Here is a 17868-nt window from a genome sequence, read left to right as displayed (position 1 = left end):
ACCCCGGCGCACGCCGCCGTCCGGCGCGGCAGATGGGGTCGCGGATGTCAAGGTCGCGCCGAATTTGCGGAAACTGCCGGCGTGCGTACCATGGGGCCCACTGTGGGAGGACGCAGGAATGGCCGCAACGGACAAGCAGAAGCAGTCGCTCTACTTCCCGGAGGAGACGCTCCGCGAGATCATGAGCGAGGCGGTGCGCCTCGATCGGTCGCTCTCGTGGACCGTGCAGCAGGCGTGGCGCCTCGCGCGGAACGAGCTCAAGCGCTTCCCTTCGGTGAACGCGCACGGTGAGATCGCGCGCGCGCCGGCCCCGGCGCATGCCCCCCGCGAGCGCAGCGCGCCGCTCCCGGCGTCGATGGAGCGGCGCGAGCCCTCCGAACAGGTGCGGGAGTTCCTGAAGGGCAAGTTCGACCGCGAGCTCGCGGGCTGAACGTGCTCGACGCGCGGGGCGGGCGCGCGCGGATCGCGCGCGGCCCCCGCCCCGCACGATCCGGCTACGGACACCCGGCCGGCTTCGCGAACGACTCCGTCACGGTCACCGCGCCCGACGCGTCCACGACGCCCTGGGCGCCGACGCCCACGCCGTACGCCGCGAACGCGTCCCACACCAGGCACGCGTGCGCCGCCGCGTCCGGGCTCCCGGCCGCGGTGACGGCCTGGAGGATGCCGTCGCGCATGTCCTCGAACGCGGGCGTGGACGGCGTGTAGTTCATGCCGTCCACCAGGTAGTCGAGCAGCAGCGACTTGCCGAGCCCGGCCGTCTGGAACGCCTGGAACAGGCGCCAGCCGATGGCCCCGTACACCTCGCCGTCGAGGTGGACCTCCGTGCCGGCCACGTCGCCGTAGGTCCGCGGGTAGCCGGTGTACGGCGCGGTCCGGATGCCGAGCGGGTTGCTCGCGGCGTACTCGCCCACCCGGTCGTCCTCGTTCATGACCACCGCGAGCACGTCGCTCATGCCCTCCCCGACCGCGCCGGCGAGCGGACCGCTCATGCCGCCGATCATGCGCCAGGTGAGGCCGTGCCCGTACTCGTGGAACACGACGTCGGAGTCGAGGTCGCCGTCCACCATCAGCGGGGCGGGATCCTTCCGCCGGGCGGTGGCGTTCACCCCGGTCGCGCCCTTCAGCGTCGCGCCGGCGTTCTGCGAGATCATCACCGCCGGGATGCGGATCTTCCGCTCGGTGCCGCCCATGGTGAAGATCGCGTCGCCGCCCTGGTTGTTCGCGACGATCACCGCCACCGCGCCGGCCGACTGCGCGTTCAGCACCTTGACGGTGAAGTTGCAGCTCCCGCGATCCACCAGCGCGATGCGCCCGGAGACCGCGTTCTGGATGGCCTCGCAGGCGTCGGTGGCCGTGCCGGTGCCGTCGTCCACGAGCACCACGTCGGCGGTGACGCCGGCCGTGGTGAGCGAGGGGCCGAACTCCGCGCCGGCGGCGTCGTAGCTCCCGGCGATCCCGGCGGGCGCGTTCACCACCACCTCGAGCGGCGGCACCGGGCCGTTCCACAGGTACATCTGCATGCGCGGCGAGCGCCCGTCGGTGGGCGTCGCGAAGTTCGCGTTGTCGGTGCCGCCGCCGTCCTGCGCCTCCGCGTTCACCGAGTCGCGCTCCTTGCCGCCGCGGCCGAAGTTGGAGTCCTGGAAGTTGCCGGCCGCCTCGTCGAAGCCGTGGACGTACAGGACGTCGTGGATGACGTTGTTCAGGTAGAAGAGGTTCTGGACCGCCACCGCGCGGTTCCCCGCGGTGGACGGCTGCGCGCCGAGGTCGGCCGCGGTGAGGAAGTTCCCGTCGGTGACCGAGGTGCCGCCGCGGTCGGGCCGGTTGTTCGCGTCCGCGTCCAGGTACGCGTTCACGTTGTTGCCGGCGATGTCGATGGTGGACTGCGTGCCGGCGTAGAGCCAGCCGATGGGCGACTCGGCGCTGCCGGGCGCCGGCCCGCTCACCACCGCCTGCGGCGTCTTCGACGGATCCTCGACGAACACGGCGTAGCTGTCGTTCGCGGTGCGCAGCTCGACCGACCGGACCGCGCCGTCGCCGTCCACGAGCGTGTGGTGCAGCAGGTTCCCGCGCTCGCTCCAGGTCTCGACCAGGAACCCCGCGCGGAGCGCCCCGCCCGCCTCGGGCACGGCCACGCGCTCCACGGTGGGCGCGGCGTGGAACCTCGCGGGGTCGCGCGCGAACACGGTGAGGTCGCCGTCGCGGCCCGTCACCGCGGGCGCCGCGGCCGGCTGGTACCCGAGGCGCCGCAGCGCGGCCTCGAGCGCCTGCGCCTCGCCGACGCGCGCCGGCGCGACGCCGCCCCCGGCCACGGGGACGAGCCCGTCCACGAGGTGGATCAGCCGCCCGCCGGCGTCCACGGCCGCGCGCGCGTAGCCGCCCGCGACGCGCAGGCCTCCGGCGCGCTGCTCGAGGCGGAGGTGGGCGACGCCGCCCCGGCCGCGCGACTCCGCCGCGACCGCGAGCCCGTCCACGGTGGCGCGCGCCGCGCCGTGGGACCGCAGGAAGCCCGCCACCACCTGGGTCGCGGGCGCCCGCGACGGCGGCGTGAGCGCCCCGCCGGCCCCGGCGCGGTACACGCGCGCGCCGGGCGCGGCGTCGGCGCCGTCCGGCGCGGCCAGGAGGAGAGCGAGCGCGCAGCCGACGGCGGCGCGGACCAGGAGACTTGGACCGACTGCATCACGCATGGCGAACCCCCGCTGGATCGGGCCCGGGCACGGCCGCGTCGTGCGCGGCCGCGCCGCGGCCCGGGACCCTTGCCAATAGCCGTGCGAGGGCGGCGGGGGAATGGTCCCGGGATGGTCAGGGCCCGGGCAGGTCACGCCTTCCGCACCAGCACGTGGCGCGGCGCCCGCCGGTTCGCGGACGCCGGGTGCGCGCGGGCCCCTGCTGGCGCGGCGCGTCGAGCCCCGCGCGGCTACAGCCGGCAGCCGGCCAGGTCCGGGGTCCCGGCCAGCAGCGCGTCGAACCGGCGCACGAACTCGGGCGCGGTGGCCGCGGCCAGGAGCGCGGGCGCGCCGCGCACCGAGACCTCCACCACGCGCCGGGCGCTCGCGCCGTCGCCGCCGACCATCGCCGCGAAGGTGGAGAGCGACTCGCCGCCGCCGCGCGCGAGGTCCTTCTGCAGGTCCCGGAACCCGTTCAGCGCGAAGCGGTGCAGCTCGGCGCTGCGCCGGGCCGCGGGCGCGCCGGCGGCCTGGCCCGCCGGGACCATCTGCACGTGGTACTCGCGCGGCGAGAACTTCATGAGGGACCCGGTGAGCACGTCCACGCCGCCCGACACGATCGTGCTGCTCACGTCGAGGATCGCGACCGGGTTGAACGCGCGCTCCAGCGTGAACTCCTGGGTGGCGTGGCCGGGCGCCTCGAAGCGCGCCAGGAACTGCCGGCCGCCCATGAAGTTGCGCGACATGTCGAGCGTGAGCGGCAGCTCACCCCGGTACTGGCCGTCGATGGTGAGCCGCACGCCGGGCACGTTCGCGTCGAACGTGAGCGTGTCGTGCGTGCCGGTGAAGATCGTGGCGCAGCCGCCCAGCAGCAGCGGCGCGAGGGCGAGCAGGGGCGCGAGGCGGAGCGTGCGGCGGGGCGTCGTCATGGTGGCGTTCTCCGGGAGCGCCGGCGGACCGATCGCGGGGCGCACGGACCGTGATTGTGCCCGCCCGCGCGGACACGGCAAGTCCCACGTGCGCGTGCGCGGCCCCGGGCGCGTCCTTAAGCTCTCCCGCGCCGCGCGGCGCCCCGCTGCGCCGTGGCCACCCCCGGAGCCCGCACCCATGCCCTCGCCACGCCGCACCGCCGCCCTCCCCTGCCTGCTGCCGCCGCTCGCCGCGCTCGCGCTCGCCTGCGCCGGCGCGCCGCCGCGTGCGCCCGCGACGGCGCTCCCCGCCGGCGCCGTGGACCCGGACGCGGCCGCGTTCGAGTACCCGCTCCCGGTCTCCACGTTCGAGCTCGACAGCCAGCGCCAGCGGCTGCGCATGGCGTACGTCGACGCGCCCGCCGCGAAGCCGAACGGCCGGACCGTCCTGCTCCTCCACGGCAAGAACTTCCACGCCGGCACCTGGGCCGAGACGATCGCCGCGCTGAACCGCGCCGGCTTCCGCGTGATCGCGCCCGACCAGATCGGGTTCGGCAAGTCCAGCAAGCCCGAGCGCTACCAGTTCTCCTTCGCGCAGCTCGCCGCGAACACCCGGGCGCTGCTCGCCTCGCTCGGCGTCGAGCGCACCGCGGTGGTCGGGCACTCGATGGGCGGGATGCTCGCGGTGCGCTACGCGCTCGAGTACCCGGAGGCCACCGAGCGCCTCCTGCTCGTGAACCCGATCGGCCTCGAGGACTACGCCGCCTTCCTGCCGCCGCGCACGGTGGACCAGTGGTACGCGCAGGAGCTGAAGCAGACGCCGGACTCGGTCCGGGACTACCAGCGGCAGGCGTACTACGACGGTGCGTGGAAGCCCGAGTACGAGGCGCACACGCGGCTGCTGGCCGGGTGGACGCTGCACCCGGGCTGGCCGCGGGTCGCGTGGGTGAGCGCGCTCACCTACGACATGATCGTCACGCAGCCGGTGGTGCACGAGCTCGAGCGCCTGAGGGTGCCGACGCGCCTGGTGATCGGGCTGCGCGACCGCACCGCCATCGGCCGGCCGCTCGCGCCCGCCGGCCTGCGCGAGGCGATGGGCGACTACACGCGCCTCGGGAAGGCGGCGCAGCGGCGCATCCCCGGCGCCGAGCTGGTGGAGCTGCCCGGCATCGGCCACGTGCCCCAGGTCGAGGCCTTCCCGGCGTTCGAGCGCGCGCTGCTCGACTTCCTCCGCTGAGCGCCGCGGGCCGGCAGGGGTGCGGCGCTCGCCCCGCGCGGTGCGCCCGCCCGCGCCGCGCCGGGGCACGGCCCCGACGAGGGAACGCGCCGGCCGGTCACGCGGCCCGGCGGCTCGGGTATGCTCGCCGTCCAGGCCGCGCCGCCGCACGCTCCGGCGGCGCGCCGCGCTCACCCGAGGCGACATGACGAATCTCGCGCGCTCCAGCGCATGTGCGGATCGGCTCCCGCACGCCCACCTCGCGGAGATCCTCTCGATCGTCCGCACGCGGTGCGGCCTCGACCTCACCGGCTACCGGCGCGGCACCGTGGAGCGGCGCGTACGAACGGCGATGATCGCCGCCGGGGCGAGCTCGAGCGCGGCCTACCTGGACCGGCTCCGGGCCGATCGGCGGCTGGCCGGCGACCTGCTCGCGCGCCTGACCGTGAAGGTGAGCCGCTTCTACCGGGACGCCGCGGCCGTGGAGCGCCTGCGCGAGGCGCTGGCCGCGCGCCTGGCGGCGGCGCCGGGGCCGCTGGCCGTCTGGAGCGCGGGCTGCGCCCGCGGGGAGGAGCCCTACACGCTCGCCATGCTCCTCGACGACCTGGGCGCGCCCGCCGGGCCGGACGTGGTCGCGACCGACGTGGCGCCGGACGCGCTCGCCGCGGCGGAGGCCGCGACCTACCCCGCCGCGGCGCTCGCCGAGCTGCCGCGGGCGTACCGCGACCGCTACCTGACGCCGGTGCTCGGGGGCGGCGTCGCCGCCTTCCGCGTCCACCCGGCGATCCGGGCGCGGGTCCGGGCGCTCCGCCACGACCTCTCCGCGGCGCGCGCGCCCCCCGGCCGGCGCCGCTTCGATCTCGTCGCGTGCCGCAACACGCTCATCTACTTCCAGCCGCCGCTGCAGCGGCGCGCGCTGGAGCTGCTGCTCGACGCGCTCGCGCCGGGCGGGCTGCTCTGGCTCGGCGCGGCGGAGTGGCCCGCGGCGCTCGCGGGCGGCCGGCTGGAGGTGCTCGACCGGCGCGCCCGCCTGTTCCGCGCGGCGGGAGGGGGCGCCGATGCGTAGGCCGGACCTGTCCATCGGCACCTGGGTGTCGCTCGGGTTCGCGATCGCGGGGGCGCTCCTGGCCGGCCTGGTGGCGCTGGCGGTCACGCTCCAGGGGCGGATCGCGGCCAGCGCCGACGCGCAGCTCGAGGTGATCGGCCCGCGCGCCGTGGCGGCGGCGTCGCTGGAGAGCGCGGTGCTGCACGTGAGCCTCACCGCGCGCGCGTACGCGCTCACGCCCGAGCCCGCGCGGATGGACGCGCTGCAGGCGGCGCTGCGCCGGCTGGAGGGGGCGGCCGCGCGCTTCGCGGCGGTGCCGAAGCAGGGCGAGGGGGCGGCCCTGGCCGACCGGATCCTGGCGGCCGTCCCGCCCTTCGAGAAGGCGGCGGTGGCGCTCGGCACGGTGGTCGCGACCGGCGGGGACGAGGCCGCGATCCGCGCGCGCGAGGCGACCCTGCCGCCCATGCGCGAGGAGCTGCTCGAGCTGCTCCGGGGCTTCGGCGCGATCCAGCAGCGGCACGACGCGGGCGCGAGCCACACCATCCTCGCCTACCAGCGCGACACCGTCCGCACGCTGGTGCTCGCCTTCGTCGCCGTGGCCCTGCTCCTGGCGGCGATCGCGTGGGTGGTCGTGACCGAGGTGCGCCGCCCGGCGAAGCGGCTGGTGGACGCGGCCCGGCGGCTGGCCGCGGGCGACTACTCCGCCGCGACGGACCTGGAGGCGCCGACCCCGGACACGGGACCGCGCAGCGAGCTGGCCGAGCTGGCGCGGGCGTTCGCGACGATGGCGGCGGAGCTGCGCGATCGCGAGGAGCGGGTCGCCGCGCAGAACGAGGAGCTGCAGGCCCAGAACGAGGAGCTCCAGGCCAAGGAGGAGGAGCTGTACGGCCAGAACGAGGAGCTCCAGGCGCAGCAGGAGGAGCTCCAGGCCCAGAACGAGGAGCTCCAGGCCCAGGGCGAGGCGCTCCGGGCCAGCGACGCGCGCCTCACCCAGCTCGTCGAGGCGCTCTCGCAGGCCGACCGCCGCAAGAACGAGTTCCTGGCGGTGCTGTCGCACGAGCTGCGCAACCCGCTCGCGCCGGTGCTCAACGCGCTCACCGTCCTCGATCGCGGCGACCCCGCCGGCGAGCAGGGCCGGAACGCGCGCCAGGTCATCGCGCGGCAGGTGGCGCACCTGGCGCGGCTGGTGGACGACCTGCTCGACGTGGCCCGCATCACGCAGGGGAAGATCCAGCTGCGGCGGACGCACCTGGAGCTGGGCACGGCGGTGCGCCAGGCCGCGGAGGACCTCGGCCCGCTGCTCGAGGCGCGCGGGCTCCGGCTGGCGCTGGAGGTCCCGGAGCGCGAGCTGTGGGTCCACGCCGACGCGGCGCGCATCGCGCAGGTGGTGGGCAACCTGGTGCAGAACGCGGCCAAGTTCACCGACGGCGGCGGGACGGTCACGGTCGCGGTGGACGCCACGCCGGAGGGGCGTGCCCGGGTCCGGGTGCGCGACGACGGCATCGGGATGCCGCCGGAGGTGCTGCAGCGGCTGTTCCAGCCGTTCGTGCAGGCGGAGGGGACGCTGGCGCGCACCCGGGGCGGCCTGGGGCTGGGGCTCGCGCTGGTGAAGGGCCTGGTCGAGCTGCACGGCGGCACCGTGGACGCGGCGAGCGCCGGGGCGGGCCGCGGGGCGACGTTCACGCTGGAGCTGCCGCTCGACGGCGTGCCGGTCCGGGTCACCGAGGCCGCGACGCCGCGCCCGGCCGCGCCCCGGCGGGTGCTCGTGGTCGAGGACAACCGCGACTCCGCCGAGACCCTGCGCGATCTCCTCGAGCTGGCCGGCCACCACGCCGACATCGCGCTCGACGCGCGGCAGGCGCTGGAGCGCTGCCGCACCGCGCGCCCGGACGCGATCGTGTGCGACCTGGGCCTGCCGGACATGGACGGGTACGAGCTGGCGCGCACGCTGCGCGCCGACCCGGAGCTGGCGTCGGTGCTGCTCGTCGCCCTCTCCGGCTACGCCCTGCCGGACGACCTTGCGCGCTCCGCGCAGGCCGGCTTCGACGCGCACCTCGCGAAGCCGGCGCGCTTCGAGGCGATCGAAGCCCTGCTGGCCGGGGTGCGCCGGCAGCGCGGCTGACCGCGGCGCGCGGGGCGGCTCACACGCCCGGGTCGAACCGCTCGATGGCCCGGCGGAGCGCCTCGATCTCCACCGGCTTGGTGAGGTGCAGGTCGAAGCCTGCGGCCAGCGCGCGCTGGCGGTCGTCGGGCTGGCCGTAGCCGGTCAGCGCGATGAGGACCATGCCCCGGCCGCGCGCGGCGCGCAGGCGGCGCGCCACCTCGTAGCCGTCCAGCCCGGGCAGGCCGATGTCGATCACGACCACCTCGGGGTCGTACCTGAACGCCTCCTCGATCCCGCTCGGCCCGTCCCCCGCCAGGCTCACCTTGTGCCCGAGCATCTCGAGCGCGGACTGGGCCACCTCGCGGTTGTCCGGGCTGTCGTCGATGACCAGGACGCGCCGCGGGCGGACCTCGGGCGCGGCGGCGTCGCGGCGGGGGCCGGCGGGCCGATCCGCCGGCGCCGCGAGCGGCAGCCGGACCGTGAACGTGCTGCCCTTGCCCGCGCCCGCGCTGTCCGCCCGCACCTGGCCGCCGTGCATGGTCACCAGCGTCTTCACCAGCGTGAGCCCGAGCCCCAGGCCGCCGCGGGCGCGGTCGAGCCCGGAGTCCACCTGCACGAACGTGTCGAACACGCGCTCCAGGTCGGCCTCGGCCAGGCCGATGCCGTCGTCGCGGACGCGCAGCACCGCGTCGCCGCCCGACGTCTCCAGCGAGACCACCACGTGCCCGCCGGGCCGGTTGTACTTGACGGCGTTCCCGACCAGGTTCGCGATCACCTGCTCGAGCCGGACCGGATCGCCCAGCACCGGCACCTCGCCCGGCGCGATCTCCGCGCGCAGCGAGACCCCCGCGGCCGCGGCCGGCGGCTGCATCGCCTCCACGGCGCGCCCGGTCAGCACGGCCAGCTCCACCGGGTGGCGGTGGAGCGCGATCTTCCCCGAGGTGACGCGCGACACGTCGAGCAGGTCGTCCACCAGGCGCGAGAGCTGCCGCGACTGCCGGCGGACCACGTCGAGCTGCCGCGGCTCGGCCGTGCCGCGCCGGTCGATGACGTCGAGCGCGAGGACGATCGCGCCGAGCGGGTTGCGGAGCTCGTGCCCGAGCATCGCCAGGAACTGGTCGCGCGCCTCCACCTCCCGCTCGCGCGCGGCGAGCACCTCGCGCGCCGCGTACTGGCGCTGGCGCGCGCGGATGGCGGAGCGCACCACGCTGACGAGGGTGGCGCGGCGCAGCGGCCGATCCAGCAGCAGCAGGTTCCCGAGCCACGACAGCTGGCGCAGCGTGCGGGCGTGATCCAGGCGCGACGGGTTGCCGGTGACGACGAACACCGGCAGGTCGGACCAGGGCGGCTGGTGCGCGATCCACTCGCCGATGCCGTCCCGGGCGGCGTCGGCCAGCGCCTCCTGCGCGATGACCAGCACCGCCGCGCCCGCGCGCAGCTCCTGCACCACGTCCCCGATGTCGCGGCACACCAGCGCCGAGAGGCCGGCGCCCCGCAGCACCGCCGAGGCGACCTCCGCGTCGCGCCCGATGGGCGCCAGCACCAGGACGCGCTCGGAGCGGTGCGGTCGGATCATGGCGACGGGATGGGTAGCAGGTGCTCCCCGGCCGCGTCCGGCTCGAACTCGGGCACGCCGGTGAGCACGCCCCGGAAGTCGGTCAGCGGCCCGCCGAGCCGGGCGCCGGTGGCGGTGGGCATGTACTCGCGGATGGTGGTCTCGTGGGCCCCGAGCCGCTTCTTCAGCACCGAGAGCGCCTTGCGGACGCCGCCGCCCGCCTCGAAGTACCGCAGGAGCACGACCGTGTCGGCGAGGTAGGTCACGTCGGCGGGCGCGAGGATGTCGCCGATGACCCCATGCTGCGCCAGGGTGACCACGGTGACCACGCGCTTCTCGGCCAGGTAGCTGAGCATCTCGTGCACCTGCAGCACCAGCGAGCCCTCGCTCGGCATGGCCTGGAGCAGGCCGTTCAAGCTGTCGATCACCACGAGGCGCGCGCCGCGGTCGACCGCCGCGCGGACCAGGTGGACCAGCTCGCCGGCGGACATCTCCGCGGGATCGACCTGCGTGATCTGCACGGTCCCCGACTCCAGGAACGGGACGAGGTCGAGCCCGGTCGCGCGCGCCCGCGCCAGCAGCGTGGCGCGGGGCTCGTCGAAGGCGAACACGGCCGCCGGCTCCCCCCGCTGCGACGCCGCGTGGACGAGCTGCGTCGCCAGCGTGGACTTGCCCGCGCCGGCCGGCCCGACGATCAGGGTGCTGGTCCCCCGGTCGAGCCCGCCGCCGAGCATCCGGTCGAGCGCCTCCACCCCGCTCGAGCAGCGCTCCGGCTCGGCGACGATGCCGCGGTGCTCGGCCGCGACCAGCCGCGGGAACACCGTGAGCCCGCCGGTGCGGATCGCGAAGTCGTGGAAGCCGCCGCGGTAGTCGGCCGCCCGCATCTTCAGGACGCGCAGGCGCCGCCGCGCGGCGCCGTACTCCGGGCTGAGCTGCTCCAGCAGCAGCACGCCGTGCGCCAGGCTCTGCACCAGCACGTCGGGCGCGTCCGGCGAGGGGTTGTCGAGCAGCAGCACCGTCCGGTCCTTCTCGACCAGCTGGCGCTTCAGCGCGAGCAGCTGGCGCCGGTAGCGGATGGGGGTCTGGGCGAGCAGGCGCAGCTCGGTGCACCAGTCGAGCACGACGCGGTTCGGCTGCACGCGCTCCACCTCGGCGAGGATCGCCCCCATGCGCTCGCCCAGCTCCACCTCCGACGGCTCGAGGATGGTGTTCTCGTCGCCCGCGTCCATCTCCGACGCCTCGAACACCGTGACGCCCCCGAGGTCCCAGCGGTGCGAGGCGGCCACGCTCGCCACCTCCTCCCGCGACTCCGACATGGCGATGTAGAGGCAGGACTCGCCCTGGCGCACGCCCTCCATCAGGAACTGGAGCGAGAGCGTGGTCTTGCCGGCGCCCGGGGATCCCTGAGATCAGGTGGATCCGGCGGCGCGGAAATCCGCCGCCCAGCACGTCGTCGAGACCGGCGACGCCGGTGGCGGCACGCGGGGTGAGGGGTCCGTTGGCCGTTGGCATGCGTCCTCCCGGTGTGGGCCGCTCGTCCGGTACGCTGGACCCGGACTCTACCCGACGCACCGTGCCCGATCGGGCGGTGACGCACCTCCGAGCCCGAACGGTTCCCTTCCCCGTTCGTCCCCGCCGGGGCTGTGGCATTCGGCCGCTCCCGCCCGGGCGATCCGGGCGGCGGCGGACCATCACCGGGCGGCCGGGATGGTCAGCGTCAGGGTGGTGCCCTCACCCGGCGCGCTGCGCGCGGTCAGCGTGCCGCCGTGCGCCTCGGCGATGCGGCGCGCGAGCGGCAGCCCGAGGCCGACGCCGCCGGTGGCGCGGGCGCGGCTGCGGTCCACCCGGTAGAACGGCGAGAACACGCGCTCCAGGTCCTCCGGCGCGATCCCCTCCCCCCGATCCGTCACCTCGACCACCAGGTCCCCGCCGCGCCGCTCCGCCGCCACGCGGATGGGCGCCGGCGGCGGCGAGTACTTGCGCGCGTTGTCGAGCAGGTTGTCGATCGCGCGGCGGAGCAGCACCGCGTCGGCCTCGATCTCCGGCAGGTCCGCCCCGAGCTCGAGCCGCACGGTGCGATCGGGGTGGCGGTGGCCGAGGCGCTCCGCCGCCTGCCGCACCACGCCCGCCGGATCGAGCCGCGCGCGGCGGAGCGGCGGCGTCCCGCCCGCCGACGAGGCGGCGTTCCCGGCCAGGTCGAGCCGCGCCGAGGCGAGCACGTCGTCCACCAGCCGCTCGAGCTCGGAGAGGTCCTCCGCGATGTCCGCCAGCGACGCGCGCGCCACCTCGGCGTCCCCCTCCGCGGCGAGGTCGAGCGCCACGCGGATCCGTGCGAGCGGCGTGCGCAGCTCGTGGGCCACGTTGGCGATGAGCTCGGTGCTCGAGCGCAGCAGCGCGCCCACGCGGTCGGCCATCTCGTCGAAGGCGCGCGCCACCGCCCCGAGCTCGTCGCCGCGCGCGATCCCGGTGCGCGCCGCGAGGTCCCCGGAGCCGAGCGCGCGGGCCGTGCGCGCCAGCCGGTCGAGCGGGCGCGCGAGGGAGCCGCCCAGCACGAGCGCGGCGATCCCGGCGCCCACCAGCACCAGCGCGACGAGCACCAGCAGGAGCGGCGGCGGCCGGCCGGCCGGGAGCTGCTGCGCGATCACCAGGTACCCCACGCGCTCGCCGGAGACCTCGACGGCCGCGATCACCGACACCAGGTGACGCTCCCTCCCCTCCGGCCCCGGCGGCCCGCCGTCGCGCAGGAACAGGTGCCCGACGCGGGGGCCGGAGGGCGCGCCCGGCCCGTCGCCGGCGGGCGGCGGCCCGCGGACCGCCCCGCCGATCGCGCGGCGCGGGCCGGGGCCGGGGCCCTCCATGAGCCGCTCCCGCTCCGGCGGCGGGGGCAGCGGCGGCGGCATGGCCTCGCCCGCGCTCGCGACCTGCGCGCCGGCCGCGTCGTACACGGCGACGCTCACGCGCAGCGCCGAGGCGAGCGGGGCGATGACCTCCTCGACCCCGCCGGCCGTCCCCCACTGCGCCGCCACCCGCGCCGCCGCGTCGCGGGCGATGGCGTGCAGGACGTCGCGGCGGACCGGATCGCGGCGATCCCTCGCCAGCGCGAGCGCGAGCAGCACCGCGACCCCGGTCGCGAGCACCGCCACCACCGTGACCAGGTAGATGCGCAGCCCGAGCCGGAACGGCCCTCGCCGCGCGCCGCTCAAGCGTCCTCCGGCCCGGCCGCGAGCATGTAGCCGGCGCCGCGCACCGTCTTCAGCAGGGCGGGCTGGCGCGGGTCGTCCCCGAGCTTGTGGCGCAGGCGCGAGATGTGGGCGTCGATCGAGCGATCGAAGGCCTCGTCGGCGCTCCCCTTGGTGAGGTCGAGGAGCTGCTCGCGGGTGAGCACGCGGCCGGCGCGCTCCGCCAGCACGCGCAGCAGCACGAACTCCGCGGTGGTGAGCCGCAGCGGGCGGCCCGCGCGCGTGGCCGACCAGTCGCGCGGGGTCAGCTCGAGATCGCCGACGCGGATCGCCTCGCGCGGCGGGCCCAGCGCGCCGCGGCCGCGGCGGACCAGCGCGCGCAGGCGGGCCAGCAGCTCGCGCGACGAGAACGGCTTCGCGAGGTAGTCGTCCGCGCCCGTCTCCAGGCCGAGCACCCGATCGGCCTCCTCGCCCAGCGCGGTGAGGATGATGATCGGCACCGGCAGGCGCGCGCGCAGCTCGCGGCACACCTCCAGCCCGGACCTCCGCGGCAGCATCAGGTCGAGGATCACCACGTCGTGCTGGCCCTTCAGCGCCTCGGCCAGCCCGAGCTGCCCGTCGGCCACCCAGGTCACCGTGTGCCCGTGCGTCTCGAGGTAGCGGGTGGTCAGCGCGGCGAGCCGCTCGTCGTCCTCGACGAACAGGACGCGGAAGCGCTCGGGGTCGAGGCCGGTCATGGCCGGATGGTGCCACCTCCCGGGCTGGAGGTCGCGGGGAGAGCGCAGCGCGTCCATGGTCCTGCAACGTGCCCCCGCGGCGCTGCGTCCGGGTGACCGCCGCGTGACGGATTGTTCGCGTCGCAGGCGCCGTCGCGAACGCTTCGTCACGGTGCGGTCACGCCCTCGCCGCCGACGTGCAGGACGGTCACGCTCGCGCCCGTGGACGACCGCGGGCCGCCTTCCCCCGGAGCGCCCATGTCCCCCCGAGCCCACCTCCTTCGCGTCCAGCCCTCCTCCCCGTCCCCGCCCCCGCCCGGGCTCGCGCTCGTCCCGCCGCCGGCGCGCGCCGGCGTGATCCACCTCGGCCCGGACGAGCTGGTGCTGTTCACCGCGCCGCCCGCCGCCGGGGGCGCGGCGGCCTGCCCCGAGGGAGCGCGCTTCCGCGGCCTCCGGGCCATCCACGCGTGCTACGCGCCGGCCGCGAGCACGGAGGCGTGGCTGCGCGACGTGCTGGACGCGCTCGTCCCCATGGTGCCCGGCGACGGGCGCTGGTTCGCGCGCCTCGACGGGCTCGCCGCGGGTCGCGGCGCCGGGATCCTCGTGCCCGGCGGGGCGCCGTCGCGCCCCGACCTGGCCGCCGCCGAGCTGCTGCAGGTGGTCGGGGTCGAGTGCTACCGGGCGCTGTCGCAGCCCCGGCCGCCGGTGGAGCTGCTCTCGCGGCGCCTGCGCGCGCTGCTGCCGCCGGCCGTGGAGCGCCGCGCCCTGGAGGCGCTGCTGCGGCACGGGACGCCCGACGCGCTGATCCTCTCGGCCGGCGAGCTGGACGGCCTCGCGCTCGCGCTCGGGCTGCGCCTCGACGCGGGGGTCCGCCCGCCGTCGCGCACCGTGGGGCTGCTCCGCGCCGTGGCCCGGCACCTCGGCACCGCCCGGCGGCTGCGGGGGTGGCTCCCTCCGCAGGCGGCGTGGGGCGGCGCGGGGCCGCGGGCGCGCCGCAGCATCGCGCCGGCCGCGATCGCGGCGCTCCGGGACGCCGGGGCCATCGTCCGGGAGGAGCCGGCCGGCGCCCGGCGGCGATGGGGCGCCCTGCTGCACGGTGAGTACGCGCTCGTCGATCACTGGCGCGAGGGCGGCGCCGGCCACGTCCTGGCGCGCCGCTGCGACGAGCCCGGCGACCCGGCCGCGCTGCACGCGGTCGAGGGAGCGGTGCTGCGGGCCACGCTGGACGGCCTCGGCGCGCCGCAGGTCGGCGCGCTCCAGGCGGTGACCCGCGCGACCGTCTCGCTCCACCTCGCGAGCGCGCGCGCGCGGCTGCGCTGCGCCTCCCGGCGGGAGCTGCTGGCGCTGGCCGCGGCGTTCCCGGCCGCGGCGGCCGCACCGCCGCGCGCGCCCTGATCCGGCGCGCCGGTCGGCCCCGGGCGCGGCCCGGACCCGCGCGGCGAACAGCCGGGACACCTCGAGCCCGAGCGCCTCCAGGAAGCCGCGTCGCTGGCGTGGGAGGGTGCGAGCGGCGCCGCCGAGGACCGGGGCGCCGCCCGGCGAACCGCTCACTGCGTGCAGCTGCTCACGTGGATCTGGAGGTTGCCGTCGGTGATCGTGATCGGCCCACCCCCCTCGTCCTCCAGCGACAGGTACTCGAGCCCCGCGCAGTTGGTGATGCTGATGAAGTAGCGGTCCTTGTACGCACCGTCGCGCTGCCCGCTGCTGCCCGGCTCGTTGCGGTCCTCGGCGCGCCCGGTGAAGCACACGTCGGTCTTGGTGCCGAACTTGCTGCCCGGGAGGCCCTTGATGGTGCCCGTTCCGTGGAACTCGATGTAGTTGTACGGCGTGTCCGGCGACTCGGAGCCGCCTTCGAAGATCGGCCCGCAGTCGTCCACCACGATGGACTCACCGTGGAAGAACAGCTTGTTGCCGTGATCCACGTGGTTCCACTGCCCGCCGTCGCCCGGGATCGGGCTGCACGACGGGTTCACGTTGCCGCCGAAGCTCACCTGCGGCCCGTGCTCGGCCATCGTGGTCCCGGTCAGCGTGCTGAACTTGGCGCCGCCGCCGGTGAGCCAGCACGCCGCCCGGTGGCACGCCGGCCCGTCGATCACCCAGTCCTGCGTCACGAACTCGCCCGTGAACGTCGCCGAGGTCCCGGGGCTGATCACCTCCCAGCTGCCCGGGAGGCCCGACAGGTCGATGCTGGCGGTGTACGTGCCGTAGCCAGGCAGGTACACGAGGTACCCGCCGCTCCCGTCGGTCACCGCCTCGCCCACCCCGCCCACCACGATGCGAACGCCCTCCACCGGCGCCTCGGTCCCGTAGCAGACCACCTTCCCGTCCAGGTGGCAGGCGAGCGCCTGCCGTGCGCCGAGCACCATCGCCAGGGCGACCACGATCCTGAGTGCCGTCCTCATGCGCCTTCCTCCGATCCGCGCACCGCAGGTCGGCCCCAGCGGCGCCGTTCCCGGGGCGCGCGACGAGCCTAGGAGACGCGCTGGCGGACGGGCGCGCTCCCTTGGAGCGCGGCCTTGGGGGTCGGGCGGGCGAGGGCTCGCGGGCGCGCCACGCCCGCGGATTTCGAGGGCGCTGGGGCGGCATTCCCCTGCCGCCTCGGCGGTCGGCCGGAGCGGCGCGACCGGATGTCGCCGGCCCGGCAGCAGCGCGGCGTCCAGCGCGGCGGGGAGCTGCGTTCCCGGCCGCGGCGACCGCACCGCCGCGCGCGCCCTGATCCGGCGCGCCGGTCAGCCCCGGGCGCGGCCGCCGCCGGAGAGCCACGCGCGCGCCGCGCCGGCCAGCAGCGGGAGCGCCCGCAGCGGCTCGTCCGCGGGCGGTGCCGCCCCCTCCAGCGCGGCCCGGACCCGCGCGGCGAACAGCCGGAACACCTCGTGCCCGAGCGCCTCGAGGAAGCCGCGCCCCAGCGCCACCAGCGCGCCGCCCACGTTGACCGTGGCCTCCGCCACCACCTCCGTGCGACCGCCCGGGCGCGGCACCAGCCAGCTCTCCAGCGACAGGCGCGCCGTGCCGTCGCCGGCCCGCGCGCGCGCGTCGCCCACGATGCGCACGCGCCGCCCCGGGACGTCCACCTCCGCGAGGCGGACGCGTCCGCGGTACGCGAACGTGATCCCGGCGAGGCGCACCCGCAGGTGCCCGTCGTAGGTGCGCGCGTCCACCACCGCGTCGAGCGCGCCGCCCGGCACGCAGGTCACCACCCGGCGCGGGTCCACGAGGAGGTCCCAGGCGGCGTCGACCGGCGCCGCGACCTCGTACCGCTCGTCGATCCGGAGCGCCATCGGCTCCCCCGGCGGCGCGGGCGTCGGCCGCCGCGCTCGCGCCTGCCGGAGGATAGCGGAGCCCGGAGGCCCCGGGGGCCCGCCGGTGCGCGGCCGAACCGCGCACCGGGCGGGCGCGACCGGTCAGCGCGCGGCGGCCGGCCGGGGACCCGCGGGCGCCGCCGGCGCGGCCGGCGACGCGGCGGCCTCCGCCTCCACGGTGCCGCCCGGCGCGCCGGGGCCCGGGCGCGGGCGGGCCGCGTCCGCAGGGGGCGCGCACGTCTCGCACGCGCCCTCCGCGGCCCGCGCCGCCCGCGCCGGCTTGCGCGGCAGGCGCGCGGGCGTCCGCGCGGCGCGCCGAGGCGGGGCGGCCGACGCCGCGGGGACGGCCGGGGCGGTGCAGGCGGCGAGCGGGGCCGCGCAGGCGGGTGCGCCGAGGCCGAGGAGCGCGGCGGGGGCGAGCGCCTGCGGGGCGGCCTCGTCGCGGCTCGACCGGTGCTCGCTCCCAGCCCGGCCGTCGCTGTCGCTCGTGGACGCCGCGAACGCGAGCGCCGGGGCGGCCGGCTTGCGCGCGGCCTCGCCGAGCGACTCCGACGCGCTCCGCGCCGCCTGGCCCAGCGACTCGGCCGAGCGCGTGGCCGTGTCGCCCAGGAACGTCGCGAGCCGGTCGGCGGAGCCGTTGATGTGCTTGCGGTCGTCGTCCGCCTGCGCCCGGAGCGCGTCGCGGTCGGCGGCGAGCTCGGCGAGCCGCTCCCGCAGCGCCTCGCCCTGGGTGTCGAGGCGCGCCTTCAGCGCGGCCGACTCGCCGCGCAGCGCCGCCTCCGACGCCTCGCGCTCCAGCCTGGCCCGGTCGCGCTCGGCCTCGGCGCGCGCCTTCGCGGCCTCGCTCTGGTCGGCCAGCCGCGCCGGCTCGAGCACGCACGAGCGCATCAGCTCGGCCTCGGTGGCCCGCGCCGGCAGCGGCTCGCCGCGCCCCCACGCGACCACCGCGCGGCTCATCCAGCGGCTCTCCTCCGACGCCATGCACTCCTGCGCGAGCCGCGTGGCGCGGTCCGACGACCACTGCGGCGGCGGGCGCGCGCAGGGCCCGATCTCCTCCCTCGCGCTGCCCGCGCGCTCGGTGCGCCGGACGAAGCACCCGTCGCGTTGCAGCACCCGCGTGGTGGTGCACGCGGATGCGAGCGCCCCGAGCACCAGGATCACGTTCCTCATCGCCCCCTCC

14 protein-coding genes are annotated in these 17868 nt (G+C 77.2%); 5 read left to right on the top strand and 9 right to left on the bottom strand.

Translation table 11 applies throughout. The features are described 5' to 3' along the window. The first annotated feature begins 118 nt into the window (after window positions 1–118). Window positions 119–430 carry a TIGR04563 family protein gene (locus ACOQFB_RS05870; protein ID WP_059437512.1) on the top strand — a complete coding sequence of 104 codons (312 nt, stop codon included), beginning with the start codon at window positions 119–121 and terminating at the stop codon, window positions 428–430. A 64-nt stretch (window positions 431–494) separates the two neighbouring features. Here ACOQFB_RS05870 and ACOQFB_RS05865 read toward each other — a convergent pair whose 3' ends face one another. Both ACOQFB_RS05865 and ACOQFB_RS05860 read right to left on the bottom strand, forming a co-directional pair. Further along, on the bottom strand, window positions 495–2687 hold the full coding sequence (locus ACOQFB_RS05865; RefSeq protein WP_421610008.1) for a M36 family metallopeptidase: 2193 nt from the start codon (window positions 2685–2687) through the stop codon (window positions 495–497). Between the two features lie 230 nt (window positions 2688–2917). Next, on the bottom strand, window positions 2918–3595 hold the full coding sequence (locus ACOQFB_RS05860) for a peptidase associated/transthyretin-like domain-containing protein (protein ID WP_421610009.1): 678 nt from the start codon (window positions 3593–3595) through the stop codon (window positions 2918–2920). 178 nt (window positions 3596–3773) lie between these two features. Between ACOQFB_RS05860 and ACOQFB_RS05855 the strand changes: the two genes are divergently transcribed. The 3 genes from ACOQFB_RS05855 to ACOQFB_RS05845 all read left to right on the top strand — a co-directional run bounded on the left by ACOQFB_RS05855 (window position 3774) and on the right by ACOQFB_RS05845 (window position 7957). Beyond that, window positions 3774–4811, top strand: coding sequence for an alpha/beta fold hydrolase (locus tag ACOQFB_RS05855; RefSeq protein WP_059437514.1), 1038 nt, complete (start codon window positions 3774–3776; stop codon window positions 4809–4811). A gap of 184 nt (window positions 4812–4995) precedes the next feature. Continuing rightward, a complete protein-coding gene (locus ACOQFB_RS05850) occupies window positions 4996–5856 on the top strand; it encodes a CheR family methyltransferase (protein WP_421610010.1) in 861 nt (286 codons plus the stop codon). Then, window positions 5849–7957, top strand: a complete 2109-nt coding sequence (locus ACOQFB_RS05845; RefSeq protein WP_421610011.1) for an ATP-binding protein — start codon at window positions 5849–5851, stop codon at window positions 7955–7957. Before ACOQFB_RS05850 ends, ACOQFB_RS05845 begins: the two co-directional genes overlap by 8 nt. A 19-nt stretch (window positions 7958–7976) precedes the next feature. Here the strand turns inward: ACOQFB_RS05845 and ACOQFB_RS05840 are convergent, their stop codons facing one another. The 4 genes from ACOQFB_RS05840 to ACOQFB_RS05825 all read right to left on the bottom strand — a co-directional run bounded on the left by ACOQFB_RS05840 (window position 7977) and on the right by ACOQFB_RS05825 (window position 13410). Then, complete coding sequence (locus ACOQFB_RS05840) at window positions 7977–9515, bottom strand: hybrid sensor histidine kinase/response regulator (RefSeq protein ID WP_421610012.1); 1539 nt, start codon at window positions 9513–9515, stop codon at window positions 7977–7979. Further along, a complete protein-coding gene (locus tag ACOQFB_RS05835; protein WP_494492497.1) occupies window positions 9512–10852 on the bottom strand; it encodes an ATPase domain-containing protein in 1341 nt (446 codons plus the stop codon). The genes ACOQFB_RS05840 and ACOQFB_RS05835 overlap by 4 nt, the downstream gene beginning before the upstream one ends. Before the next feature lie 333 nt (window positions 10853–11185). Further along, window positions 11186–12697: a sensor histidine kinase gene (locus ACOQFB_RS05830; protein ID WP_421610013.1), complete on the bottom strand. Its 1512-nt coding sequence runs from the start codon at window positions 12695–12697 to the stop codon at window positions 11186–11188. Continuing rightward, window positions 12694–13410 (bottom strand): response regulator transcription factor, encoded by a 717-nt coding sequence (locus ACOQFB_RS05825; RefSeq protein ID WP_059437519.1) that lies wholly within the window; start codon window positions 13408–13410, stop codon window positions 12694–12696. Before ACOQFB_RS05825 ends, ACOQFB_RS05830 begins: the two co-directional genes overlap by 4 nt. 237 nt (window positions 13411–13647) lie before the next feature. Here ACOQFB_RS05825 and ACOQFB_RS05820 point away from each other — a divergent pair, with 237 nt between their 5' ends. After that, window positions 13648–14784, top strand: coding sequence for a hypothetical protein (locus ACOQFB_RS05820; RefSeq protein ID WP_421610014.1), 1137 nt, complete (start codon window positions 13648–13650; stop codon window positions 14782–14784). Between the two features lie 152 nt (window positions 14785–14936). On the opposite strand, the gene ACOQFB_RS05815 is transcribed toward ACOQFB_RS05820, so the two are convergent. The 3 genes from ACOQFB_RS05815 to ACOQFB_RS05805 form a co-directional block, all read right to left on the bottom strand. Continuing rightward, window positions 14937–15791, bottom strand: a complete 855-nt coding sequence (locus ACOQFB_RS05815) for a hypothetical protein (RefSeq protein WP_421610015.1) — start codon at window positions 15789–15791, stop codon at window positions 14937–14939. 327 nt (window positions 15792–16118) lie between these two features. Beyond that, window positions 16119–16667 (bottom strand): SRPBCC family protein, encoded by a 549-nt coding sequence (locus ACOQFB_RS05810; RefSeq protein WP_059437523.1) that lies wholly within the window; start codon window positions 16665–16667, stop codon window positions 16119–16121. Between the two features lie 123 nt (window positions 16668–16790). Continuing rightward, entirely contained in the window at window positions 16791–17858 is a 1068-nt protein-coding gene (locus ACOQFB_RS05805; RefSeq protein WP_494492496.1) for a hypothetical protein, read from the bottom strand. Window positions 17859–17868 lie beyond the last annotated feature (10 nt).

The sequence above is a fragment of the Anaeromyxobacter sp. Red801 genome (assembly GCF_049201065.2).
In the GTDB taxonomy this organism is placed as follows: domain Bacteria; phylum Myxococcota; class Myxococcia; order Myxococcales; family Anaeromyxobacteraceae; genus Anaeromyxobacter.
This window is presented reverse-complemented; position numbering and strand designations above follow the sequence as displayed.